This window comes from Citrobacter sp. S46_ASV_140 (genome assembly GCF_018919545.1).
In the GTDB taxonomy this organism is placed as follows: domain Bacteria; phylum Pseudomonadota; class Gammaproteobacteria; order Enterobacterales; family Enterobacteriaceae; genus Citrobacter; species Citrobacter braakii.
In genome coordinates, this window is sequence record NZ_JAHLRC010000002.1 from 67,413 (window position 1) to 92,078 (window position 24,666).

19 protein-coding genes are annotated in these 24,666 nt (G+C 51.9%); 7 read left to right on the forward strand and 12 right to left on the reverse strand.

Annotation, left to right across the window (positions count from 1 at the left end; genetic code table 11):
- The first annotated feature begins 83 nt into the window (after positions 1 to 83).
- The gene (gene arsC / locus KQJ19_RS01475) at positions 84 to 443 is read left to right on the forward strand and encodes an arsenate reductase (glutaredoxin) (RefSeq protein ID WP_046275209.1); all 360 of its coding nucleotides are present in this window, start codon (positions 84 to 86) and stop codon (positions 441 to 443) included.
- 35 nt (positions 444 to 478) lie between these two features.
- On the opposite strand, the gene KQJ19_RS01480 is transcribed toward arsC, so the two are convergent.
- From KQJ19_RS01480 to KQJ19_RS01495, 4 genes are all read right to left on the reverse strand, one after another.
- Positions 479 to 1,180: a DnaA inactivator Hda gene (locus KQJ19_RS01480; RefSeq protein WP_200049399.1), complete on the reverse strand. Its 702-nt coding sequence runs from the start codon at positions 1,178 to 1,180 to the stop codon at positions 479 to 481.
- Between the two features lie 95 nt (positions 1,181 to 1,275).
- A complete protein-coding gene (gene uraA, locus KQJ19_RS01485) occupies positions 1,276 to 2,565 on the reverse strand; it encodes a uracil permease (protein WP_016157119.1) in 1,290 nt (429 codons plus the stop codon).
- A gap of 95 nt (positions 2,566 to 2,660) precedes the next feature.
- Positions 2,661 to 3,287 carry a uracil phosphoribosyltransferase gene (gene upp, locus KQJ19_RS01490; protein WP_003835110.1) on the reverse strand — a complete coding sequence of 209 codons (627 nt, stop codon included), beginning with the start codon at positions 3,285 to 3,287 and terminating at the stop codon, positions 2,661 to 2,663.
- Between the two features lie 183 nt (positions 3,288 to 3,470).
- Positions 3,471 to 4,901, reverse strand: coding sequence for a 6-phospho-beta-glucosidase (locus KQJ19_RS01495; protein ID WP_216403275.1), 1,431 nt, complete (start codon positions 4,899 to 4,901; stop codon positions 3,471 to 3,473).
- Positions 4,902 to 5,196: 295 nt separating this feature from the next.
- On the opposite strand from KQJ19_RS01495, the gene purM reads away from it, so the two are divergent.
- From purM to ppx, 4 genes are all read left to right on the forward strand, one after another.
- Positions 5,197 to 6,234, forward strand: a complete 1,038-nt coding sequence (gene purM / locus KQJ19_RS01500; protein ID WP_049041569.1) for a phosphoribosylformylglycinamidine cyclo-ligase — start codon at positions 5,197 to 5,199, stop codon at positions 6,232 to 6,234.
- Entirely contained in the window at positions 6,231 to 6,875 is a 645-nt protein-coding gene (purN, locus tag KQJ19_RS01505; RefSeq protein WP_200108050.1) for a phosphoribosylglycinamide formyltransferase, read from the forward strand. Before purM ends, purN begins: the two co-directional genes overlap by 4 nt.
- A 210-nt stretch (positions 6,876 to 7,085) precedes the next feature.
- Complete coding sequence (gene ppk1 / locus KQJ19_RS01510) at positions 7,086 to 9,152, forward strand: polyphosphate kinase 1 (RefSeq protein WP_003835119.1); 2,067 nt, start codon at positions 7,086 to 7,088, stop codon at positions 9,150 to 9,152.
- Positions 9,153 to 9,156: 4 nt separating this feature from the next.
- On the forward strand, positions 9,157 to 10,698 hold the full coding sequence (ppx, locus tag KQJ19_RS01515) for an exopolyphosphatase (RefSeq protein ID WP_016153985.1): 1,542 nt from the start codon (positions 9,157 to 9,159) through the stop codon (positions 10,696 to 10,698).
- On the opposite strand, the gene KQJ19_RS01520 is transcribed toward ppx, so the two are convergent.
- Positions 10,678 to 12,948, reverse strand: coding sequence for a sensor domain-containing phosphodiesterase (locus tag KQJ19_RS01520; RefSeq protein WP_216403276.1), 2,271 nt, complete (start codon positions 12,946 to 12,948; stop codon positions 10,678 to 10,680). The two genes, ppx and KQJ19_RS01520, sit on opposite strands and share 21 nt — an antisense overlap.
- Before the next feature lie 350 nt (positions 12,949 to 13,298).
- On the opposite strand from KQJ19_RS01520, the gene KQJ19_RS01525 reads away from it, so the two are divergent.
- Positions 13,299 to 13,502: a YfgG family protein gene (locus KQJ19_RS01525; protein WP_047416419.1), complete on the forward strand. Its 204-nt coding sequence runs from the start codon at positions 13,299 to 13,301 to the stop codon at positions 13,500 to 13,502.
- 498 nt (positions 13,503 to 14,000) lie between these two features.
- Here the strand turns inward: KQJ19_RS01525 and guaA are convergent, their stop codons facing one another.
- Together guaA and guaB are read right to left on the reverse strand one after the other, a co-directional pair.
- Positions 14,001 to 15,578 (reverse strand): glutamine-hydrolyzing GMP synthase, encoded by a 1,578-nt coding sequence (guaA, locus tag KQJ19_RS01530; protein ID WP_047502457.1) that lies wholly within the window; start codon positions 15,576 to 15,578, stop codon positions 14,001 to 14,003.
- A gap of 63 nt (positions 15,579 to 15,641) precedes the next feature.
- Positions 15,642 to 17,108: an IMP dehydrogenase gene (gene guaB / locus KQJ19_RS01535; RefSeq protein WP_019077375.1), complete on the reverse strand. Its 1,467-nt coding sequence runs from the start codon at positions 17,106 to 17,108 to the stop codon at positions 15,642 to 15,644.
- 160 nt (positions 17,109 to 17,268) lie between these two features.
- On the opposite strand from guaB, the gene xseA reads away from it, so the two are divergent.
- A complete protein-coding gene (xseA, locus tag KQJ19_RS01540) occupies positions 17,269 to 18,642 on the forward strand; it encodes an exodeoxyribonuclease VII large subunit (RefSeq protein WP_080860045.1) in 1,374 nt (457 codons plus the stop codon).
- Here xseA and KQJ19_RS01545 read toward each other — a convergent pair.
- The 5 genes from KQJ19_RS01545 to bamB all read right to left on the reverse strand — a co-directional run bounded on the left by KQJ19_RS01545 (position 18,639) and on the right by bamB (position 24,663).
- Positions 18,639 to 18,854, reverse strand: coding sequence for a zinc ribbon domain-containing protein (locus tag KQJ19_RS01545; RefSeq protein WP_016157125.1), 216 nt, complete (start codon positions 18,852 to 18,854; stop codon positions 18,639 to 18,641). The two genes, xseA and KQJ19_RS01545, sit on opposite strands and share 4 nt — an antisense overlap.
- Before the next feature lie 51 nt (positions 18,855 to 18,905).
- A complete protein-coding gene (locus KQJ19_RS01550) occupies positions 18,906 to 19,988 on the reverse strand; it encodes a Gfo/Idh/MocA family oxidoreductase (protein WP_103766614.1) in 1,083 nt (360 codons plus the stop codon).
- 63 nt (positions 19,989 to 20,051) lie between these two features.
- Positions 20,052 to 21,593 (reverse strand): peptide MFS transporter, encoded by a 1,542-nt coding sequence (locus KQJ19_RS01555; protein WP_016157127.1) that lies wholly within the window; start codon positions 21,591 to 21,593, stop codon positions 20,052 to 20,054.
- Positions 21,594 to 21,893: 300 nt separating this feature from the next.
- A complete protein-coding gene (gene der, locus KQJ19_RS01560) occupies positions 21,894 to 23,366 on the reverse strand; it encodes a ribosome biogenesis GTPase Der (RefSeq protein ID WP_016153996.1) in 1,473 nt (490 codons plus the stop codon).
- A 118-nt stretch (positions 23,367 to 23,484) separates the two neighbouring features.
- Positions 23,485 to 24,663, reverse strand: a complete 1,179-nt coding sequence (gene bamB / locus KQJ19_RS01565) for an outer membrane protein assembly factor BamB (protein WP_016153997.1) — start codon at positions 24,661 to 24,663, stop codon at positions 23,485 to 23,487.
- Between the last annotated feature and the right edge of the window lie 3 nt (positions 24,664 to 24,666).

The following is a 24,666-nucleotide window of genomic DNA, read 5'->3' on the forward strand; positions in this document are numbered from 1 at the left end:
CGAACCCTTGCCGGATGGCGATATGTAGGCCAGATAAGGTCTTTTGGTCGCCATCCGGCAGGATTGTTATGCAAGGAGAAGTCATGTCAGACGCGATTAAAATCTACCATAACCCACGCTGCTCCAAGAGCCGTGAAACGCTGGAGTTACTGAAGTCTAACGGTGTGGACCCGGAAGTGGTGTTGTATCTGGAAACCCCGGCTGACGCCACAACACTGCGTGAATTGCTGCAGATGCTGGGCATGTCCAGCGCGCGCGAGCTGATGCGCCAGAAAGAAGATCTCTATAAGTCACTTAATCTGGCGGACGTAAATCTGAGTGAAGATGCGCTGATTCAGGCAATGGTGGAAAACCCGAAATTGATGGAGCGCCCGATTGTGGTTGCCAAAGGCCAGGCGAGAATTGGACGCCCGCCGGAGCAGGTACTGGAAATCATCGGTTAACCTGAAACCTGCCGCAGTCTCTTCGGCTGCGGCGCTTACAGCTTCAGTATCTCTTTTACGAATGGAATGGTCAGCTTACGCTGGGCGGTGATCGAAGCATGATCAAGCTGATCCAACGTCATAAACAGCGTACGCATTTCTCGATCCAGACGCTTGAGCAGGAAGCGTCCCACATCTTCCGGCAGTTCAAAACCACGAAGTCTGGCGCGTAATTGCAACGCCTGCAGCTTATCTTCATCGGAAAGCGGCTGCAGCTTGTAGATTTGTCCCCAGTCCAGGCGCGAGGCGAGATCCGGCAACCCCAGATTCAGCTGTCTTGGCGGGCGATCGCCTGTGATCAGCAGACGCGTTTTCCCCGACTCCAGGATGCGGTTGTAGAGATCAAAGATCGCCATTTCCCACAGCGAATCCCCGGCCACACATTCGATGTTATCGATGCATACCAGCGATAAATGCTCCATACCGTCGAGCACCTCGGGGACGAACCAGGTACGCTTGTCGAGCGGCACATAGCCTACCGCATCGCCGCGCGCGGACAGTTCCGCACAGGCTGCATGCAGCAAATGACTACGGCCAGCGCCTTCACGCGACCAGAGATAAATATACCCGCTATGGTCCTGACGCAGCACGTTTTGCAGTGCAGCCAGTAAAGAGGAGTTATCCCCCGGCCAGAAACTTGCGAAAGTTTCGTCGTCAGGAAGATAAAGTGGCAAAGAGAGCTGTGCCGGTGTGTTCAGAGATACCTCAACCCAGGATTTCATAAAATCGCGTTGAGTTTAACACAGAAATACGTCGTGATAGAACCGGGCAGCATCGCCGCCCGGTAAGAGATTTACTGTTGCGGACTGTCGGCATCTTCCGCGTCAAGCACGACTTCTTCCGGACGCAGCAGGCTGATAACTTTGAAAATCAGGCTCAGACAAACGCCAACAATGGTCGCCAGCGCCATGCCTTTCAGCTCAGCGGCACCAATGTGAACTTTCGCGCCACTCACGCCGATGATCAAAATAACCGAGGTCAGGATCAGGTTTTGCGCTTTGTTGTAGTCAACTTTTGACTCGATCAGTACGCGAATACCGGAAGCACCAATCACGCCGTACAGCAGCAGCGATACGCCACCCATGACCGGCAGCGGAATGATTTGGATCGCCGCCGCCAGTTTGCCCACACAGGAGAGCAGAATGGCAAAAATTGCCGCGCCGCCGATAACCCAGGTACTGTAAACACGAGTAATCGCCATTACGCCAATATTTTCACCGTACGTGGTGTTCGGCGTAGAGCCGAAGAAACCAGAGATAACCGTAGACAGGCCGTTGGCAAACATTGAACGATGCAGGCCAGGATCGCGAATCAAATCTTTTTTCACGATATTCGCCGTTACCACCAGGTGTCCAACGTGTTCAGCGATGACCACCAGCGCCGCCGGCAGGATGGTCAGAATGGCAACCCATTCAAAGCGCGGCGTGTAGAACGTTGGCAGAGCAAACCAGTGGGCCTGCGCAATCGGCGTGGTGTCCACGACCCCCATCACGAAGGAGAGCGCGTAACCGGCCAGCACCCCAATCAGAATCGGGATAATCGCCATAAAACCGCGGAACAGTACAGAGCCAAATACCGTAACCGCCAGCGTCACCATTGAGATGATGATGGTTTTTGAATCCGGTAATTGCCCCTCTGCTGGCAGTAACCCCGCCATGCCCGCAGCGACGCCAGCCAGCTCCAGACCGATGACGGCAACGATTGCGCCCATCGCCGCAGGAGGGAACATGACATCCAGCCAGCCGGTTCCTGCTTTCTTAACGATGAAAGAAACCAGACAGAACAGAACGCCGCACATAATGAAACCACCCAGCGCCACTTCATACCCTAACGGCAGCAACAGCAGTACCGGGGAAATAAATGCGAAGCTGGAACCCAGATACGCAGGAATTTTACCTTTACAGATAAAGAGATACAGCAACGTACCAATGCCGTTAAACAGCAGAACGGTAGCCGGGTTGATGTGGAACAGGACTGGCACCAGTACCGTTGCGCCAAACATGGCGAACAGGTGCTGCAAACTAAGCGGGATTGTCTGTAAAAGCGGCGGTCTTTCACTCACCCCGATAGCACGGCGCGTCATAGTGTTTTCCTCTGAGTGTTGTTTGTTATTAGCCTTGGGTTGTTATATTCAAAAAAAAGCCGACTCTTAAAGTCGGCTTCTTTTCACTTATTCGTTTACTTGGTACCAAAAATCTTATCGCCGGCATCGCCGAGCCCCGGAATAATGTATCCGTGCTCGTTCAACCCCTGATCGATGGAGGCCGTGTACAGCTCAACATCCGGGTGCGCTTTTTCCAGTGCCGCGATACCTTCCGGTGCCGCAACCAGGACCAGCACTTTAATGCTGGTGCAGCCTGCATTTTTCAGCAGGTCGATGGTGGCGATAACGGAACCGCCGGTTGCCAGCATCGGGTCAACGATCAGCGCCATACGCTCATCGATGTTAGATACCAGCTTCTGGAAGTACGGAACCGGCTCCAGCGTTTCTTCGTTACGGTACATACCAACCACGCTGATACGCGCGCTCGGAACGTTTTCCAGTACGCCTTCCATCATGCCCAGGCCCGCACGCAGGATTGGCACAACGGTGATTTTTTTACCTTTGATTTGGTCAACTTCAACCGGACCGTTCCAGCCTTCAATGGTCACCTTTTCAGTTTCCAGACCAGCGGTTGCTTCATAAGTCAGCAGGCTGCCAACTTCCGAGGCGAGTTCACGAAAGCGTTTAGTGCTGATGTCGTTTTCACGCATCAGTCCCAGCTTGTGTTTGACGAGTGGGTGTTTGACTTCCACGATCTTCATACTCTTCTCCTTTCCTCAGACGAGTGGCAACCACAAAAAAAATCGCCGGATTATACCGCTTTTCGTCTCTGGCGCAACACTGGATACGCTTGATATGGATCAACCAAAGTCGTTTGCGTCTGGATGATGAGTATAAAACAAGCCCCGCATTATTGGCGGGGCTGGCTGTCAATACTATGAATTTTATAGATATTCAGCATTGGTCTGGATAACGTTTTGATACCATGAAAAAGATTTCTTCGGCGAGCGTACTAACGTTCCGCTTCCGTCATTATTTTTATCAACATAGATAAAGCCGTAGCGTTTTTTCATCTCCCCCGTCCCGGCCGAGACTAAATCAATACAGCCCCACGGGGTATAGCCCATCAGGTCCACGCCATCTTCCACTACCGCTTTTTTCATTTCGCTGATATGTGCGGCCATATAGTCAATACGATAGGAATCATCTACCGAGCCGTCGGCCTGCTGCACGTCAATCGCACCAAAGCCGTTTTCGACGATAAACAGCGGCAGTTGGTAATGATCCCAGAACCAGTTCAGCGAATAGCGCAGACCAACGGGATCAATCTGCCAGCCCCAGTCCGATTTCTGCACGTACGGGTTGGAAACCAGACTTTTCGACTCGTCGTAGTCCAGCAGTGGGTTGTCTGCCGTGGCCTGCGTTGCGAAAGACATATAGTAGCTAAAGCCGATGTAATCGACCCCCCCCTCGGTCAGCGCCTGACGGTCTTCCTCGGTGATATCAAGTTCAAAGCCACGCCGGGCAAAGTAGTTGAGAAGATGCTGCGGGTATTTGCCGCGCACATGGACATCGGTAAACCAGTAACGCCGGTGCATGGCGTTCATCGCCATCATCATATCGTCCGGCGCGCAGGTCAGTGGATAGATAGGACACATGGCAATCATGCACCCTATCTGCAATGCCGGGTTAATCTCACGCGCAGCCTTTACCGCCAGCGCGCTTGCCACCAGTTCATAGTGCGCCGCCTGGTACATAACCGGCTCGCGGTCTTCACCGGGCTGATATTTCAGGCCAGAGTTAGTAAAAGGCGCGAAGTCTTCGTGATAATTTGCCTGGTTGTTAATTTCATTAAACGTCATCCAGTACTTCACTTTGTGCTGGTAACGGGTAAAAACCACTGTGGCAAAACGGACAAAGAAATCGATAAGTTTGCGGTTACGCCAGCCGCCATATTCCGTCACCAGATGGTATGGCATCTCGAAATGCGACAACGTAATCACCGGTTCAATGCCATATTTCAGGCATTCGTCAAACAGGTCATCATAGAACTGCAGGCCAGCCTCATTGGGTTGCGCTTCGTCGCCTAAGGGGAAAATACGCGTCCAGGCAATCGAAGTGCGAAAACATTTAAACCCCATTTCGGCAAACAGCTTAATGTCGTCTTTATAGCGGTGATAAAAATCGATGGCGTCGTGGTTAGGGTAGTTTTTACCGGCAATCACACCGTCAGTGATTTCACGCGCCACGCCATGCGCCCCCGCCGTCATGACATCGGCAACGCTAATTCCTTTTCCACCTTCCTGCCAGCCACCTTCCAGTTGATGAGCGGCTACGGCACCACCCCACATGAAATCTGCTTTAAATCCTGACATACCCTTCCCCTATCGTGATTACTCTGTGTAAAACGCTGTTGATGAGGTCCGCAACAGAAAACAGAAACCGGTTTCAGTACGATACTGTGTATTCAGCAGACAGGTTTCAAGCACAAGACTGTACCCGGTTTCATTTTCGTGGCGCAGTTCAAACAAATAGATAAATGATTGTAAAATGCTGAAAAAATCAGCACATAAAACTTGATGCAGAGCAGGCTCGCAAACGTTTGCTTTCCCTGTTAGAATTGCGCCGAATTTAACTTTTACTGCAAGTAAACATGTGGGGAAGCAGGCAGTGACCGATAAAACCTCTCTTAGCTACAAAGATGCCGGTGTTGATATTGATGCAGGTAATGCTCTGGTTGATCGAATCAAAGGCGTAGTAAAGAAAACTCGTCGTCCGGAAGTTATGGGTGGTCTGGGTGGCTTCGGTGCGCTGTGCGCATTGCCGCAAAAATATCGTGAACCGGTACTGGTTTCCGGCACTGATGGCGTCGGCACAAAACTGCGTCTGGCGATGGATCTGAAACGCCACGACACTATCGGCATTGACCTCGTCGCAATGTGCGTCAACGACCTCGTGGTTCAGGGCGCTGAGCCGCTGTTTTTCCTCGACTACTATGCTACCGGCAAACTGGATGTGGATACCGCAGCCAGCGTCATTAACGGTATTGCCGAAGGCTGTCTGCAGTCTGGCTGTGCGCTTGTCGGCGGTGAAACGGCTGAAATGCCGGGGATGTACCACGGCGAAGATTACGACGTGGCAGGCTTCTGCGTTGGCGTCGTCGAAAAATCTGAGATCATCGACGGTTCAAAAGTGGCTGACGGCGACGTACTGATTGCACTCGGCTCCAGCGGTCCGCACTCCAACGGCTACTCTCTGGTGCGCAAAATTGTTGAAGTCAGCGGTTGTGACCCGGAAATCACCGAGCTTGAAGGCAAGCCGCTGGCCGATCACTTACTGGCCCCGACCCGCATTTATGTCAAATCCATTCTGGAACTGATTGAGAAGGTTGATGTGCATGCCATTGCCCACCTGACCGGCGGTGGTTTCTGGGAAAATATTCCACGCGTTCTGCCAGACAACACGCAGGCTGTGATCGATGAATCTTCATGGCAGTGGCCAGCCGTCTTCAACTGGCTGCAAACGGCGGGTAACGTCAGCCAGCATGAGATGTATCGCACCTTTAACTGCGGCGTAGGCATGGTTATCGCCCTGCCAGCTTCTGAAGTGGACAAAGCCCTTGCTTTGCTCAATGAGAAAGGTGAAAACGCATGGAAAATCGGTATCATCAAAGCTTCTGATTCCGAACAGCGTGTGGTCATTGAATGAAAAACATTGTGGTGCTCATTTCCGGCAACGGAAGCAATTTGCAGGCGATAATCGATGCCTGCGAACAGAATAAAATCAATGGCACCATACGTGCAGTATTCAGTAACAAGGCCGATGCGTTCGGCCTTGAGCGCGCACGCGAAGCGAATATTCCCGCACACTCGCTGGAAGCCGCCCAGTTTGCCAGTCGCGAAGCATTCGACCAGCAACTGATACAAGAGATCGACGCTTATGCCCCCGATGTCGTGGTGCTGGCCGGTTATATGCGCATTCTAAGTCCGGCGTTTGTTGCTCACTATTCTGAACGATTGCTGAATATCCACCCGTCTTTATTGCCGAAGTATCCTGGCCTGCACACGCACCGTCAGGTTCTGGAAAACGGCGATGAAGAGCATGGCACCTCCGTCCATTTCGTCACCGATGAACTGGACGGCGGACCGGTTATTCTCCAGGCCAAGGTTCCGGTATTTGAAGGCGACAGCGAAGATGATGTCACGGCACGAGTCCAGACCCAGGAACATACCATTTACCCGCTGGTGGTAAGCTGGTTTACTGATGGTCGCCTGAAGATGCGTGATAACGCAGCATGGCTGGACGGCGTTCGTCTGCCGCCACAAGGCTACGCCGCCGACGAAGAATAAAATCAACCTGTAAACCGGATCTCACCATCCGGTTTACAGGCATAAATACCTTTTCCGGTTAACATCTCCGGTATTCATCTACGCTCCCCCTTTCTCTTTGCTATCAGACGGTTTATTGTCATATTTTTCTGGCACTGTTGGACATCTGAGAGCAATGCTCGCCATAATAAATCGGTAGTGTCCCGTGAATGAAACGGAGTAAAAGTGGTAATGGGTCAGGAAAAGCTATACATCGAGAAAGAACTCAGCTGGTTAGCGTTCAACGAACGTGTACTCCAGGAAGCTGCTGATAAGTCAAACCCGTTGATCGAACGGATGCGTTTCTTAGGCATCTATTCCAATAATCTCGACGAGTTTTATAAGGTTCGTTTTGCCGAACTGAAGCGCCGAATCATTATTAGCGAAGAACAGGGTTCAAACTCTCACTCCCGCCATCTGTTAGGTAAAATCCAAGCCCGTGTATTAAAAGCCGATCAGGAATTTGACGGCCTGTACAACGAGTTGCTGCTGGAGATGGCGCGCAACCAGATTTTCCTTATCAATGAACGTCAGTTGTCGGTCAATCAACAGAGCTGGTTACGCCATTACTTCAAACAATATCTTCGCCAGCACATTACACCGATCCTGATCAACCGCGAGACGGATTTAGTTCAGTTTCTGAAAGATGACTACACCTATCTGGCGGTGGAAATTATCCGCGGCGATACGATCCGCTACGCGCTGCTGGAAATCCCTTCCGACAAGGTTCCCCGTTTTGTGAATCTACCGCCGGAAACCCCGCGCCGTCGCAAACCGATGATCCTGCTGGACAACATCTTACGCTACTGCCTTGACGACATTTTCAAAGGGTTCTTTGATTACGATGCGCTGAACGCCTATTCGATGAAAATGACTCGCGATGCCGAATACGATTTGGTGCACGAGATGGAATCGAGCCTGATGGAGCTGATGTCGTCCAGCCTGAAACAGCGTCTGACCGCAGAGCCTGTACGTTTTGTCTATCAGCGCGACATGCCCAATGCGCTGGTCGAGGTACTGCGTGAAAAGCTGACGATTTCTCGCTACGACTCGATTGTTCCCGGCGGGCGTTACCATAACTTCAAAGACTTTATTAATTTCCCCAACGTTGGCAAAGCTAACCTGGTGAACAAACCGCTGCCGCGTTTGCGCCATATCTGGTTCGATAACGAGAAGTTTCGTAACGGCTTTGACGCCGTTCGCGAACGCGACGTGCTGCTATATTATCCGTATCACACTTTTGAGCACGTTCTTGAACTGTTGCGCCAGGCCTCTTTCGACCCGAGCGTGCTGGCGATAAAAATCAACATCTACCGTGTGGCCAAAGACTCGCGCATCATTGATTCGATGATCCATGCTGCGCACAACGGTAAGAAAGTCACCGTGGTGGTGGAGTTGCAGGCTCGCTTTGATGAAGAAGCCAACATTCATTGGGCCAAGCGTCTTACCGAGGCAGGCGTTCACGTCATCTTCTCCGCGCCGGGCCTGAAAATTCACGCCAAATTGTTCCTTATCTCGCGTAAAGAAGGTGATGAAGTTGTGCGCTATGCGCATATCGGGACGGGGAACTTCAACGAAAAAACGGCGCGTCTCTATACCGACTATTCGTTACTTACCGCCGACTCACGCATTACCAACGAGGTTCGTCGGGTGTTCAACTTCATCGAGAACCCGTATCGTCCGGTGACGTTCGATTATCTGCTGGTTTCTCCGCAGAACTCGCGCCGTTTGCTGTACGCGATGATTGACAAAGAAATCGCCAACGCGCAGCAAGGACAGCCTTCCGGTATCACCCTAAAACTGAATAACCTGGTCGATAAAGGCCTGGTTGATCGTCTCTATGCGGCCTCAAGCTCAGGCGTGCCAGTCAATTTATTGATTCGCGGTATGTGCTCTTTGATTCCGAATCTGGAAGGCATTAGCGACAATATTCGCGTGATAAGCATAGTTGACCGCTACCTTGAACACGACCGGGTTTATATCTTCGAAAACGGTGGCGACAAGCAGGTATACCTCTCCTCCGCAGACTGGATGACCAGGAATATCGACTATCGCATCGAAGTCGCCACACCGCTGCTGGACCCGCGTCTTAAGCAGCGTGTGCTGGATATTATCGATATCCTGTTCAGCGACACGGTGAAGGCTCGCTTCATCGATAAAGAACTCAGTAATCGCTACGTACCACGCGGAAACCGCCGTAAGGTTCAGTCACAATTGGCGATATACGACTACATCAAATCACTCGAGCAACCTGACTAACGCTATGCCAATACACGACAAGACTCCACGACCGCAGGAATTTGCTGCGGTCGACCTTGGTTCAAACAGTTTCCATATGGTCATTGCCCGCGTGGTTGATGGCGCAATGCAGATTATCGGGCGACTGAAACAGCGCGTTCATCTGGCGGATGGCCTCGGCGAAGATAACAAGCTGAGCGAAGAGGCAATGGAGCGCGGATTAAGCTGCCTGTCGCTGTTCGCCGAACGTCTGCAGGGCTTTCCCCCATCAAGCGTATGCATCGTGGGAACCCATACTTTGCGTCAGGCGCTAAATGCGACCGATTTTCTCAAGCGAGCAGAAAAAGTTATCCCCTACCCGATTGAGATTATTTCCGGTAATGAAGAAGCCCGACTGATTTTTATGGGCGTGGAGCACACCCAGCCGGAAAAGGGTCGTAAGCTGGTTATTGATATCGGCGGTGGTTCAACAGAACTGGTGATCGGCGAAGATTTCGAGCCCAAACTGGTGGAAAGCCGTCGTATGGGCTGCGTCAGTTTTGCTCAGATGTATTTCCCGGGCGGCGCTATTAGTCGAGAAAACTTCCAGCGTGCGCGCATGGCGGCAGCGCAAAAGCTTGAAACCTTAACCTGGCAGTTTCGCATTCAGGGCTGGAACGTTGCGCTGGGCGCGTCGGGCACGATTAAAGCGGCACACGAAGTGCTGCTGGAGATGGGTGAGAAAGATGGTTTTATCACCCCTGAACGCCTGGACAAACTGCGAACCGAAGTGCTGAAGCATGCGTCATTCGATGCGCTCAGCCTGCCGGGGCTGTCTGAAGAGCGAAAAGCGGTGTTTGTGCCGGGACTCGCGATTCTGTGCGGCGTTTTTGACGCACTGGCTATCCGCGAACTCCGCCTTTCTGATGGCGCACTACGCGAAGGCGTGCTGTATGAGATGGAAGGTCGTTTTCGCCACCAGGACGTTCGCAGCCGTACCGCGAGCAGCCTGGCGAACCAGTACAACATCGACAGCGAACAGGCCCGGCGCGTACTGGAAACGACGATGCAAATGTACGACCAGTGGCATACGCAGCAGCCAAAGCTGGCCAATCCACAACTGGAAGCGTTGCTGCGCTGGGCGGCGATGCTGCATGAGGTTGGGCTGAACATCAACCACAGCGGTTTACATCGCCACTCGGCGTATATCCTCCAAAACAGCGATTTACCGGGTTTCAATCAGGAACAACAGCTGATGATGGCAACCCTGGTTCGATATCATCGCAAAGCGGTGAAACTGGATGATTTGCCCCGCTTTACGTTGTTCAAGAAAAAACAGTTTCTGCCGTTAATTCAGCTGTTGCGCCTGGGCGTGCTGCTGAATAATCAGCGACAGGCGACCACCACGCCACCGACGCTGACCCTAATTACCGACGACAACCACTGGACCTTACGCTTTCCGCATGACTGGTTTAGCCAGAATGCGCTGGTGCTGCTCGATCTGGAAAAAGAGCAGCAATACTGGGAAGCCGTTACCGGCTGGCGACTCAAAATTGAAGAAGAGAGTTCACCCGATATCGCCGCATAAGCTCTCAGCAGGTGCCAGTTCTTCTGGCACCTGTTCTTCCAGCATTTCATGCAACGGCTGCGGTTTACCAATCAGATACCCCTGCATGTAATCAATCCCCAGCGAAATTACCGCACTGCGTATTTCTTCGCTTTCGACGTACTCCGCTACCACCAGCATTCTTTTCATCCGCGCCAGATGGCAAATAGAGGCCACGATTTGATAGTCGAGGCTATTCGAAACGATGTTGCGAATAAAGCTGCCATCAATTTTCAGGATATCGGCATTCACATTCTTCAGCCGCGCATAGCTGGCATATCCGGTACCAAAATCATCAATCGCAATCTGACAGCCCAATGATTGCAGCTGCAGTAACGTTGCCTGCGCCTGTTCCGCATTGGTTAAGGCATTGCTTTCCGTTACTTCAAAAATCAGCTGCCACGGTTCAACTTTGTACTTAATCAGCAACTGGTTGATGTCATGCGGAAGCCGGGCACGGCATACCGACGTGGGAGATAAGTTAATAGCAAACCGACGGGCGGGCATTTTTTCCCGATTCTGCGCCATAAACTTCAGCGTATTTTCAATCACCCACAGATCGATGCTGGATGACAATCCAAACTCATGCGCTACCGGTAAGAAGCTGTCAGGACCGATGGTTTTACCATCATCCCCCTCTAGCCGCAGCAGAATTTCGTGATAAACATCGCCGCGCACGCCTGAAATCGGCTGCGCCATCAGGAAAAAGCGATTGTGCTCCAGCGCCAGTTGCAGACGATTCATCATCGCAACCTTATCTTTCAAGTCACGTTGCAGGTGCATCACGCCTCGGCGCTGCAAATTCTCTGGCGCATTGGTCGCCAGAGAAAGCTCGGCGATGGTGCTTAACTCCCCCAGTAACAAGTAGATGTGGTTAACAGGAGAATGGACATAGCAAAAACTAATCCCCACCTGCGGCTGTAAAGGCATGCCATCCCAGATAAAACGAAACTGCTTGATATGCCTGTCCAGCGCTTCAATACGCTCCTGATGCGACTCGGTGTTAAAACGCAGCACTAAATCATTACCCGATAACTGATAGACATGCTCATCTTGTTTCAGCAATGGCTTTACCCACTGGGCAAGTTTTTGCTTGTACTGGATACGCAGCATAATGCCGTAATTTTTCACCAGCAGTTCCATACCCGGAACACTCAAAAAGCAAAGCACTGACCATGGAGCCTTTCTCAAATCCCGGTTCAAAGCGCGCAAATTCGGAATATGCACCATGGGGTCAAAGAAGGCCAGACGATGAGAATGTCTGGCGACAATTCTCTGGCGCGTTGCCAGTACGGCAATAAAATTCACGATGAAGGAGAAAACCAGGTAACTCGATGAGGTAATGGCAAGTTGCACATCGTAACCCGAATACCAAGGCATATAGCGTTGATAATAATGAATTGCTGTAATGAGTACGAGCATCCATATTAACGAAATAAATTTATAACCGTAACGCATAGCTCCCCATAGCATGACGGGCAGCATCAGTGACAAGGTATAATTCGTGCTAAATATCGAGCTTTTCTCATCTAGCGGCATACACAACAATGTCATTAGTATGGTCAATATAATCAACCAGACCGCAAACTCTGTTTTGGTAACTTTGGTGTCAAACTGCTGCTTTAATTGAGATAAATAGCCTCTGATATACAAAGGATTACGAATCGTGCGAATTATAAAGTAGCACAGTGGAACCCCAACCAGATTCCCGGCCAGCATGGCCTGATAGTTGATCAACGTGCCGGTATTAAGGGGCATAACGCCCACCATGCCGGATTTGCTCTCATAGACGCCCACAAACGCGGCGAAATGGAAGAATAGCAGAAACAGCGTTGCCGGGCAGAAAACCTGCCAAAACATGTGCTGAAACATCAGGTGGGAGTCACCGTAAGAAACGTTATTCCGCCGGGGAGTAAAAACTTTATACCCTCCCCAACTGAGCACTATCGTAACTATAAAGTGCGAAATTATTGAGAGCATTTCAAATAACCCAACCTGCGGATATTTGTACCAGATGATGGAAATGATAATTCCTGGTAATGCCGCCCAGCCAAAAAACAACATCAGGCTAATCATCAGCGCTAAAGGCAGGTAGAAAAGAATTACGTTCCCGGTACTAATATGGGCATAGGTGTTAGCAGTGCTCAATATAGGCAACAGCAAGGAAGGCAAGATGAGAGGTAACGCCCACCATCTATCTCTAATACCAATATAATTTTTATTGAGTTTCATAGATGCTCAGTAGAATCCCGCACATCCTGCAGGGGGTATTCGGACAGGCATCCCACCTGACGTTAAAACGATAAAGTTAAATACATTAAAATGACTCATCAATTTTAGTTGTCAGCAAAGGGTGATGCTTGATACACATCAATAAATAAGTCCCTCATTAATCAATTATTACTCTTTTCATGGTTTTTTATCGTTATCTCATTATTAATGCAAATAATAATATTAATTTCCATAACATAAATAGATAAAACAACTGAAGCAATTTTACATAAGGAAAAATTGACCATTCCCTCACAGTATGCCTTAATGTGACTATCGCCCTCAGTTGGGTACACTACAAGGAACCTTTTGTGAGCCAGGTTACCAGCCTACGCAAACGACACCGATTTAACAGTCGCATGATCCGGATCGTACTGCTTATCAGCTTTCTTTTCTTCTTCGGACGCTTCGTCTACTCCGCCATAGGTGCGTGGCACCACCACCAGAACAAAAAAGAATCTCAGCAGATCACCCTGCCGCAACAGGCATCTCCTGCACAAACTGACGTACGCTGATCGCTCGCGCCGAGGATACCCCCAGCATTAAGATTCCTTACCGGATGGCTAATCGCCTGACATTTAACCATCCGGTAAGGGATTTGAGTGATGAAACTTCATGCAGTCTTGCCCACCCACACGTGCTGATATATCGGATAATCAACCGTGTTTTTCGCACAAATACACAATCTTTTAATCCCACTACACTGCGCTCAAATTGACGCCAATTAATACCTCCAGAAAATATCACTGACTAAAACATTTATATTTCACATGAAATTAAATGCTTATTTGAATTGTTACCATTATTAAATTCTACAGGGTAATACCATGAGTATTTTTCATTATTTCCGTAAATAAGAAGCGGTGTTGAATGGATCGCAGACATTAAGTGTGTGATTAACCCTACTATCGAGCGGGACAGTCGCATCGATAAAATTCGCGCAATAAAAAGCCCTCTGTAAACTGAGGGCTTTTACATACTACCGGTTCAGAAACCGCTAAACGGGAGGAATATTATTCCCACTCAATCGTAGCTGGCGGCTTACCGCTGATGTCATACACCACGCGGGAAATACCGTTAACTTCGTTGATAATGCGGTTAGAGACGCGGCCTAAGAAGTCATACGGCAGGTGCGCCCAGTGCGCGGTCATAAAGTCGATGGTTTCAACAGCACGCAGGGAAACAACCCAGTCGTACTTACGGCCATCGCCCATGACGCCAACGGAACGTACCGGCAGGAACACGGTGAACGCCTGGCTCACTTTGTTGTACAGGTCAGCGTTGTGCAGTTCCTCAATGAAGATAGCATCCGCACGGCGCAGCAGGTCGCAGTACTCTTTCTTCACTTCGCCCAGCACGCGTACGCCCAGACCCGGCCCCGGGAATGGGTGACGGTACAGCATGTCGTACGGCAGACCCAGCTCCAGACCAATCTTACGCACTTCGTCTTTGAACAGCTCACGCAGCGGTTCAACCAGACCCATCTTCATCTCTTTCGGCAAACCGCCCACGTTGTGGTGAGATTTGATGACGTGCGCTTTACCAGTGGCAGAAGCCGCGGATTCGATCACGTCCGGATAGATGGTTCCCTGCGCCAGCCACTTAACGTCTTCCAGCTTCAGCGCTTCTTCATCGAAGACTTCCACGAACACGCGGCCGATGATTTTACGTTTAGCTTCCGGATCGTTCTCGCCTTTCAGCGCGTCCAGGAAACGCTTTTCACCTTCAACATGAATGATGTTCAGGCCGAAATGGTCGCCGAACATATCCATCACCTGCTGAGCTTCGTTGAGACGCAGCAGACCGTTGTCGACGAACACACAGGTCAGGTTTTTGCCAATCGCACGGTGCAGCAGCATCGCGGTGACGGAGGAGTCAACGCCGCCGGAGAGGCCGAGGATCACTTTATCAGTGCCAACCTGCTCACGAATGCGGGCAACGGCGTCATCAATAATTTTTGCCGGGGTCCACAGCGCTTCACACTGGCAGATGTCGCGCACAAAACGCTCCAGCATGCGCATCCCCTGACGGGTGTGGGTAACTTCCGGATGGAACTGTACACCGTAGAAACGTTTTTCCTCGTGCGCCATGATGGCGAACGGGCAGTTGTCGGTGCTGGCAACGGTCACGAAACCTTCCGGAATAGCGGTCACTTTGTCGCCGTGGCTCATCCACACGTCCAGCAGTGGTTTGCCGTCTGCGGTCAGAGAGTCTTCAATACCGCGGATCAGCGCGCTGTCGGTCTGAACTTCAACCTGCGCATAGCCGAATTCACGTTCGTTAGAACCTTCAACATGGCCACCGAGCTGCATTGCCATAGTCTGCATGCCGTAGCACACGCCGAACACAGGCACGCCCGCTGTGAAAACGTATTCCGGCGCACGCGGGCTGTTTTCTGCAGTGGTGCTTTCCGGACCACCGGAAAGAATGATACCGCTTGGGTTGAATTCGCGAATTTGTGCTTCCGTAACATCCCACGCCCACAGTTCACAATAGACGCCCAGTTCACGTACGCGACGAGCAACCAGCTGAGTGTACTGAGATCCGAAATCAAGGATGAGAATGCGATGTTTATGAATATTGTCTGTCATTGACGCTAATTCCGAGGCAAGTGAAACAAATTCGCCCGGCATATAGCCGGGCGCGGAAACTTATCAGGAGCCCATGCGGTAGTTAGGGGACTCTTTGGTGATGGTCACATCGTGAACGTGACTTTCCTGAATACCCGCACCGCTGATACGTACAAACTCTGCTTTTGTTCGCAGCGCGTCGATAGTACCACAGCCGGTCAGACCCATACAGGAGCGCAGGCCACCCATCTGCTGGTGAATGATCTCTTTCAGGCGACCTTTATACGCAACGCGACCTTCGATACCTTCCGGGACCAGTTTGTCAGCGGCGTTATCGCTTTGGAAATAACGGTCGGAAGAACCTTTGGACATCGCGCCCAGAGAGCCCATACCACGGTATGATTTGTAAGAACGGCCCTGATACAGTTCGATTTCGCCCGGAGATTCTTCAGTCCCCGCCAGCATAGAGCCAACCATCACTGCAGAAGCACCCGCAGCGATCGCTTTTGCGATGTCGCCGGAAAAACGAATACCGCCATCGGCAATAACCGGGATACCAGTGCCTTCCAGCGCTTCAACAGCGTCAGAAACGGCGGTGATCTGGGGTACACCTACGCCGGTAACGATACGGGTAGTACAGATGGAGCCTGGGCCGATACCGACTTTAACAGCGCTGCAGCCGGCTTCCGCCAGCGCGCGAGCGCCTGCACCAGTCGCAACGTTCCCCCCGATGATCTGCAGATCCGGGTATTTAGCACGAGTTTCACGGATACGCTGCAGTACGCCTTCTGAGTGACCGTGAGAGGAGTCAATCAGCAGAACATCCACGCCAGCGGCAACCAGCGCGTCAACACGCTCTTCGTTACCCGCACCTGCGCCTACAGCAGCCCCAACGCGCAGACGACCATGCTCGTCTTTACAGGCGTTAGGTTTACGTTCCGCTTTCTGGAAATCTTTAACGGTGATCATGCCGAGCAGATGGAAGCTGTCGTCAACAACCAGCGCTTTTTCGACGCGTTTTTCGTGCATTTTGGCAAAGACAACATCGCGTGCTTCGCCTTCACGAACGGTCACCAGACGCTCTTTCGGCGTCATGTAGACGCTAACCGGCTGATTCAGATCAGTCACAAACCGTACGTCACGACCGGTGATGATGCCGACCAGTTCGTTATCTTCAGTCACTACCGGGTAGCCTGCGAAACCGTTACGCTCGGTCAGTTCTTTTACTTCGCGCAGAGTGGTGGTTGGCAGTACGGTTTGTGGGTCGGTCACGACGCCAGATTCGTGTTTCTTCACGCGACGAACTTCTTCCGCCTGGCGCTCAATAGACATGTTTTTGTGGATAAAACCAATGCCGCCTTCCTGGGCCAGGGCAATTGCCAGGCGCGCTTCCGTCACGGTGTCCATTGCTGCGGAGAGCATAGGAATGTTCAGGCGAATGGTTTTCGTCAACTGGGTGCTGAGATCAGCAGTATTCGGCAGAACGGTAGAATGAGCGGGAACGAGGAGGACGTCGTCAAACGTCAGGGCTTCTTTTGCGATACGTAGCATGGGCAATATCTCACCTGGGAGGTTATTAAATATTGCCGCGGCATTATACAGAGCGTAACCGATTGCATCCACACTTTTTTGCAAAAAAACCTTGCGCTCCTCTGTGAGCATGTTACTTTCGACTGAATAACTTGCTGATTTAGAATTTGATCCCGCTCACATGTTATCCTCTCAGACCACCTCAATTTTTACCGTAAGCCGCCTGAATCAGACGGTTCGTTTGCTGCTTGAGCAGGAAATGGGACAAGTGTGGATCAGCGGTGAAATTTCGAATTTCACTCAGCCGTCCTCCGGTCACTGGTATTTCACGCTCAAAGATGACACCGCTCAGGTACGCTGCGCGATGTTTCGCAACAGCAATCGCCGGGTAACGTTCCGACCACAGCACGGTCAGCAGGTACTGGTACGCGCCAACATTACATTGTACGAGCCGCGCGGCGACTATCAGATAATTGTTGAGAGCATGCAGCCAGCGGGCGAAGGTTTGCTGCAGCAAAAATATGAGCAACTCAAGGCCAAACTGCAGGCTGAAGGGCTATTCGATCAGCAGTTCAAAAAAACGCTGCCCTCACCGGCCCACTGCGTCGGGGTAATCACCTCTAAAACCGGCGCCGCGCTGCACGATATCCTCCACGTCCTGAAGCGTCGCGACCCTTCCCTGCCCGTTATTATCTACCCGACCGCAGTCCAGGGCGATGATGCGCCAGGGCAGATCGTTCGGGCCATTGAACTGGCGAACGCGCGGGGCGAGTGCGATGTGCTGATCGTCGGGCGCGGCGGCGGCTCGCTGGAAGATTTGTGGAGCTTTAACGACGAACGTGTAGCACGGGCGATCTTTGCCAGCCGCATTCCAGTTGTCAGCGCCGTCGGCCATGAAACCGATGTCACTATTGCCGATTTTATTGCAGATTTACGGGCACCTACGCCGTCGGCGGCAGCAGAAATTGTCAGCCGTAATCAGCTTGAACTGCTGCGTCAAATTCAGCATGGTCAGCAGCGTCTGGAGATGGCGATGGACTACTACCTCGCCAATCGTACTCGTCGGTTTACCCAGCTTCATCACCGCTTGCAACAGCAGCATCCGCAACTGCGTCTGGCCCGTCAGCAGACCGTGCTGGAACGACTGCGTCAGAGAATGAACTTCGCACTTGAGAATAAGATTAAACAGGCAAATCAGCGTCAGCAGCGCATGCTGCAGCGTCTGAATCAGCAAAACCCGCAGCCGCGTATTTACCGTGCGCAAACACGCATTCAGCAACTGGAATACCGACTGGCGGAAAATATCCGTGCGCGTTTAAGCGAACAGCGCGAGCGTTTTGGCAACGCGGTTACCCATCTTGAGGCAGTCAGCCCACTGGCCACGCTGGCGCGCGGTTATAGCGTGACGACCGCAAAAGAGGGTGAAGTGCTGAAACAGACTAAACAGGTTACAGCAGGTGATGTGCTCACCACCCGCCTGTCTGACGGATGGGTGGAAAGCGAAGTGAGAGCTGTCACGAAGACAAAGAAAACACGCAGGAAAAAACAGGATTAAAGCGGCACAAACGCCACGCGTTTCTTCGAGATAAGGCCATGACCGTTCTGGCAGAAATAATCCACCGCACCACAGGCTTTAAGCACCTGCAGCGGCTGATTGCACTCCGGGCAGTGCGCTTCTAACTGAATATCTTTATTACAGTTATCACAGTGCGCCATACCGTTTTGCGGCTCCAGCTCTGCATGACAATCCGGGCAAATAATAGACATAGCGACTCCAGTACAGGGATCCATTACTGCGCTGAGTTTAACACGATGCGTTTAATGCCGCCCGCGTAACTGCTGCTGTAACGTTAACAGGCACTCCACTTCCTCCAGCCTGCACTGCGTCGTGCGGCTCACTTCCTGTGGACTGCGTTCAAACAGACTTTGCGCGCCCAGAATATGCTCCGCCAGACAATGGGCATATACGCTACCAGGCAGACTCCAGCGTTGTACAACATCACCGTCAATCAATTCGAGCACATCCTCGACACCACGGCGATCATGGCTAATGACACGACCATCGCGCAGACAAAGGCGCAGGCCTTTTTGTCCGCCAGCCGGCCCCGCGTATTTATTCAGCCAGATATCCAGCGGAATGCCGCTAATCTGTCCCTGCAGATGCGCCTCTCCTTCTGCTGTGGTCAGGTCGCCCTCTACAATATTACGTCCCAGACGGTCTTTAGCGCTTTTCACCTGCAAGGTCATACTGTCATTACCGCCCAGGTAACGCACTGTTTCACGCAGCATTGCCAGTACATGTGTGCCAATGTCCAGAATCACACCGTCCGGATGACGAAGCTCACGGGTATCCGGCTCACCGGTGGCAAAGTTTAGCGCAATAGGTTCTCCAACAGCGTTAAACCCGCTCGGTTCCTGCAAAAAACCGTCGATTTTAGCAATGTGTGAAAAGTGAGAGACAAGTGCCTGTTGCGGATTATCGCCCTGCCACTGCGCTCCGAGTTTGCCCAACGCCAGCTGCATTGCGCCATTGCGTGCCATCCAATGGTCGAGTGCCAGCACGCGGTTGGCAGCATCCGGTTGAGCCAGCAGCGTTTTCAGTTTTTCAATTTGGGAAAGCGTGGCGACAATAGGCTTTTCGACCACGATACGAGCGATGGGAGCCGCCAGCGCCTGTTCAAGCACATCAAGGTGATGCAGGGATGCGGTGGTAATAAACAGGGTATCAAGCGGCATTGCAAGAAGTTCAGCGAGCGACGTACAGCGTGTCACGTCTGCGGGCTGCTTTGCGGGTTGAACATCAAATCCCACACAGCGTAGTGCATCACCGAACATATTACGTAATGCGGGCAAGTATGCCGTTTCAACGACTGCACCAAGCCCAACAAATCCTAACAGCATGCTCTTACCTCGTTAATTGAATAGCCGGGACATAACGTCTGCCCCGGCACAATCGAGGTGTTATCAGGCGCTAGTTGCCGGTTTAGTTTGCGTATTCTCCAGCATGCGACGAATCGGAACAATGAGGATGATCAGTACCGCAGCGCAGATCAGCAGCGCAATCGAGCAGCGTGCGAAGAGATCCGGCAGCATATCCAGTTGGTCAGCCTTCACATGACCGCCAATCAAACCTGCGGCCAGGTTGCCCAGCGCACTGGCGCAGAACCACAGGCCCATCATCTGCCCGCGCATTCTTTCCGGCGCCAGCAGCGTCATTGTCGCCAGACCGATCGGACTCAGGCACAGCTCGCCAAGCGTCAGCATCAGGATACTGCCCACCAGCCAGAATGGAGAAACGCCTGCCCCGCCGTTACTGAGAACGTTTTGCGCCGCCAGCATCATCAGACCGAAGCCTGCCGCCGCAAAGAGGATACCGATAACAAACTTGGTGATGCTACTCGGGCGAATATTCATGCTTGCCAGCTTCGGCCATGCCCAACTGAATACCGGTGCCAGCAGGATAATAAACAGCGCGTTTATCGACTGGAACCAGACCGCCGGGATTTCAAAATCACCGATCATACGGTTAGTGTAGTCGTTGGCGAACAGGTTGAACGAGGTTGGCTTCTGCTCAAACGCGGACCAGAAGAACGCGGCGGAAACCAGCAGGATAAAGCAGACCAGCAGTCTGGCACGCTCTTTACGGTTCAGACCGGCAAAGATGAACAGGTAGATAAAGTAGAGCGCAACGGAGGCTGCAATCACGTACACCAGCATGCTGGCAACCGCGACCGGATTAATTACAATCACGCCTTGCGCTATCAGCGTAACGATAACCGCCGCACCGACGGCCAGCGCCAACAGCCACGCGCCCACACCGTTACGTTTCACTACCGGGCTATTCCAGGTGGAGTCGAGCCCCACTTCGCTGTCGTAGCGTTTCATTGATGGAACGGCAAATACACGGAAAATGATCAACGCTACCAACATCCCGATACCACCGATGCCAAAGCCCCAGTGCCAGCCGTGGGTTTTAATCAGCCAGCCGGAAATCAGCGGCGCGATAAACGACCCCATGTTGATGCCCATGTAGAACAGCGAGAAACCGCCGTCGCGACGCGCATCGCCTTTTTTGTACAGCGTGCCAACCATGACCGAAATACAGGTCTTAAACAGACCGGAACCGAGCACGATAAACATCAGACCAATAAAGAACAGGTTGTTCCCCATAATGGCGGAGAGCGCAATTGACAGATGGCCGAGGGCAATCAGGATGGAACCGTACCACACCGCTTTCTGTTGGCCGAGCCAGTTATCCGCCAGCCAGCCACCCGGCAGCGCAGCGAGGTACATCGTACCGGCAAAGATACCCACAATCGCCGAGGCATTTTCACGTGCCAGCCCCATGCCGCCGTCATAAACGGTAGCAGCCATAAACAGGATCAGTAACGGGCGAATACCATAAAACGAGAAGCGCTCCCACATCTCTGTGAAGAACAGCGAGCCGAGCGGATAAGGATGGCCGAAGAAAGTTCGGCTTTCTTTTTGATTAACAGAGGATTGCATAATTCTCCCGAAAGTTATGTCGTCGTGTGTGTAAACACCGCGATGTACGCCAGCCAGTTACGTATCTGACCGATTTTTTACATGCGGCGAAAATTTATTTAACCATTTGATAACCTAAGGCTAGTTTTGTCTAGTACCAGCCCCCGGACTTTAAGATGAAAACTCGACAAATGTCTACTTTCTTAGATTTAAACTTGGTAAAAAATGAATAGTGATTGACATCGCACGGGCTGAGGCTGGCGATGAAACTTCGAAAAAAAACCCGCGACAAGCACGGGTTTTTATCAGCATCAGCAACGGTTACTTGCTTTTTTTGATGTGTTTTATCAAACGCTTACGTTTGCGCATCTGCGTCGGCGTCAGCGTATTACGCTTGTTCGCAAACGGGTTTTCCCCTTCTTTGAACTGAATGCGGATCGGCGTCCCCATCACATCCAAAGACTTACGGAAATAGTTCATCAGATAGCGCTTGTAGGAATCCGGCAGGTCTTTGACCTGGTTGCCGTGAATCACCACGATTGGTGGGTTATAACCACCGGCGTGGGCATATTTCAGCTTCACACGACGACCACGCACCAGCGGCGGCTGATGATCTTCTGCCGCCATAGTCATAATGCGCGTCAGCATCGCGGTGCTGACGCGACGGGTGGAGCTGTCATACGCTTCGCGGACCGATTCAAACAGATTACCCACGCCGCTGCCGTGCAGCGCAGAGATGAAGTGTACACGCGCAAAATCAATAAAGCCCAGACGGAAGTCCAAAGTCTCTTTGACCTGCTCTTTCACTTCCTGCGTCAGGCCATCCCACTTGTTGACCACAATAACAAGTGAACGCCCACTATTGAGGATAAAGCCCAGCAGCGACAGGTCCTGATCGGAAATACCTTCGCGCGCATCAATCACCAGCATCACCACGTTGGCATCTTCAATCGCCTGCAGCGTTTTGATAACTGAGAATTTTTCTACTGCTTCGGTAATTTTGCCGCGCTTACGCACGCCCGCGGTATCGATAAGCACATATTCGCGCTCATCGCGTTGCATCGGGATATAAATACTGTCACGCGTGGTCCCCGGCATGTCGTAAACCACTACGCGGTCTTCGCCGAGAATACGGTTAGTAAGCGTGGACTTACCTACGTTCGGGCGACCAACAATCGCCAGTTTGATCGGCAGGTCCTGCGGATTGAAGTCATCTTCAGGCTCTTCTTCGCCGTTCTCTTCGGCTTCCAGTTGCGCCCAATATTCTGCATCTTCATCCACTTCTTCCTGAGGAGCAACGTCATCCATCCACGGCAGCAGAACATGCTCCAGCAGGCTGAGAACGCCACGACCATGGGATGCCGCGATCGGATAAATTTCACCCAGACCCAGCGAGTAGAAATCGACGACCGCCTGATCAGGATCGAGTCCGTCAGTTTTGTTGGCTACCAGGAACGTCGGTTTCTGGCGCGAACGCAGATGTTTCGCAATGGCTTCATCCGCAGGCATCAGGCCAGCACGCGCATCTACCATGAACAGCACAACGTCCGCTTCTTCGATCGCCAACAGCGACTGTTCCGCCATGCGGGTTTCTACACCGTCTTCGGTGCCATCAATACCGCCGGTATCAATACAGATAAACTCGCGGCCTTCAATTTCCGCACGACCGTACTTACGGTCACGAGTCAGACCCGGGAAATCCGCAACCAGCGCATCTCGGGTGCGAGTTAGACGGTTAAATAACGTGGATTTGCCAACGTTAGGGCGCCCGACAAGCGCGACCACAGGTACCATGTTTAAAGCCTCATTTAATAAATCATCAGACAACGGGCACATTTTTTGCGCCGTTGTTAAAAACAGTAAAACGGCCCCTGCACCAGGAGCCGTTTTTCAAAGCGAGCGGCCGGGACGATTAACGCGTAATAGAGTACAGCGTACCGTCTTTCGCCTGGATCAGCAGTTTACCATCAGCAGAGACCGGCTCGGTCAGGAAACCAGAGCTGTCAACTTTCTGCTGGGCGACAAAGCGGCCATCATCAACGTTAATCCAGTGCAGGTAGCCTTCGCTATCACCCACGACCAGATTGCCGTTATACAATACCGGGGACGTCAGCAGACGGTGCAGCAGATCGCTTTGCGTCCACAGCGTCACGCCGCCGTCGGTGGTCAGCGCCAGTACACGGTCGTTCTGGTCAACCAGGTAGATACGGTTACCGTCGACGATGAAATCATTCACTGAACCCAGTTCACGTTTCCACATGATCTGGCCGCTGCGCAGATCCAGCGCCGTCAGGTTACCATTATAAGCCAGCGCATAGACAACGCCATTGACGATAACCGGCGTGGTATCAACGTCGCTCAGACGATCGATTTCCGTTGGACCTGTCGCCTGAGAAATACGCTGCTGCCAAATCATCTGGCCCTGCTGCATCAGCACGGCGCTTACGCGGCCGTTATCACCGCCAACGATAGCTGCGCCAAAGGCGGTCGCTGGGGCAGATTCGCCGCGCAGAGACAGAGAAGGCATGTCGAGGTTAACGGTCCATTTGATAGCGCCGTCAGCTTCGTTCAAGGCCTGCAACTGACCGTTACTGGTGTGGATTAATACCACGCCATCGCTCACAACAGGACGAGACAGCGCTTCACCGGCAACTTTCGTCTGCCATGCGGTGGTACCATCGCTGGTGTTCAGCGCATAAACCTGCGCTTTTTCGCTGCCAATGTAAACATGGCCACCGGACACGGTTACACCGCCAGAAAGCTGTGCAGATGCGCGGGAGAACCAGCCGTCTTTCTCACCCAGATTAACAGACCAGACTTCTTTGCCGTCGTCCGCATTTAACGCCTTAACGACGCCGGCGCGATCGGCTGCATAGACAACGTTATCCGCCAGCGCAGGATGAAGATTGGAATAGAAATCACCAATACCGTTACCTACAGAGGTGCTCCAGTCCGTAGACGGAGTAAACTGGTTTTCAACCACCGGTAATGGGGACATCTTAACGACATCTTCTTCGCCACTAAACAGTGAACAGCCGCTCAATAGGGTAACGGAAAGCAGCCCTGGCAGAAGTAATTTACGCAATTGCATCGG

What these genes read in the sequence shown, in the direction of transcription:
- guaA (WP_047502457.1), bottom strand. Translation starts at nt 15,578, where the DNA reads ATGACAGACAATATTCATAAACATCGCATTCTCATCCTTGATTTCGGA.
- der (WP_016153996.1), bottom strand. Translation starts at nt 23,366, where the DNA reads ATGGTACCTGTGGTCGCGCTTGTCGGGCGCCCTAACGTTGGCAAATCC.
- ppx (WP_016153985.1), top strand. Translation starts at nt 9,157, where the DNA reads ATGCCAATACACGACAAGACTCCACGACCGCAGGAATTTGCTGCGGTC.
- KQJ19_RS01520 (WP_216403276.1), bottom strand. Translation starts at nt 12,948, where the DNA reads ATGAAACTCAATAAAAATTATATTGGTATTAGAGATAGATGGTGGGCG.
- KQJ19_RS01495 (WP_216403275.1), bottom strand. Translation starts at nt 4,901, where the DNA reads ATGTCAGGATTTAAAGCAGATTTCATGTGGGGTGGTGCCGTAGCCGCT.
- KQJ19_RS01545 (WP_016157125.1), bottom strand. Translation starts at nt 18,854, where the DNA reads ATGTCTATTATTTGCCCGGATTGTCATGCAGAGCTGGAGCCGCAAAAC.
- upp (WP_003835110.1), bottom strand. Translation starts at nt 3,287, where the DNA reads ATGAAGATCGTGGAAGTCAAACACCCACTCGTCAAACACAAGCTGGGA.
- guaB (WP_019077375.1), bottom strand. Translation starts at nt 17,108, where the DNA reads ATGCTACGTATCGCAAAAGAAGCCCTGACGTTTGACGACGTCCTCCTC.
- uraA (WP_016157119.1), bottom strand. Translation starts at nt 2,565, where the DNA reads ATGACGCGCCGTGCTATCGGGGTGAGTGAAAGACCGCCGCTTTTACAG.
- arsC (WP_046275209.1), top strand. Translation starts at nt 84, where the DNA reads ATGTCAGACGCGATTAAAATCTACCATAACCCACGCTGCTCCAAGAGC.
- KQJ19_RS01550 (WP_103766614.1), bottom strand. Translation starts at nt 19,988, where the DNA reads ATGCTGTTAGGATTTGTTGGGCTTGGTGCAGTCGTTGAAACGGCATAC.
- bamB (WP_016153997.1), bottom strand. Translation starts at nt 24,663, where the DNA reads ATGCAATTGCGTAAATTACTTCTGCCAGGGCTGCTTTCCGTTACCCTA.
- purN (WP_200108050.1), top strand. Translation starts at nt 6,231, where the DNA reads ATGAAAAACATTGTGGTGCTCATTTCCGGCAACGGAAGCAATTTGCAG.
- xseA (WP_080860045.1), top strand. Translation starts at nt 17,269, where the DNA reads ATGTTATCCTCTCAGACCACCTCAATTTTTACCGTAAGCCGCCTGAAT.
- KQJ19_RS01555 (WP_016157127.1), bottom strand. Translation starts at nt 21,593, where the DNA reads ATGCAATCCTCTGTTAATCAAAAAGAAAGCCGAACTTTCTTCGGCCAT.
- ppk1 (WP_003835119.1), top strand. Translation starts at nt 7,086, where the DNA reads ATGGGTCAGGAAAAGCTATACATCGAGAAAGAACTCAGCTGGTTAGCG.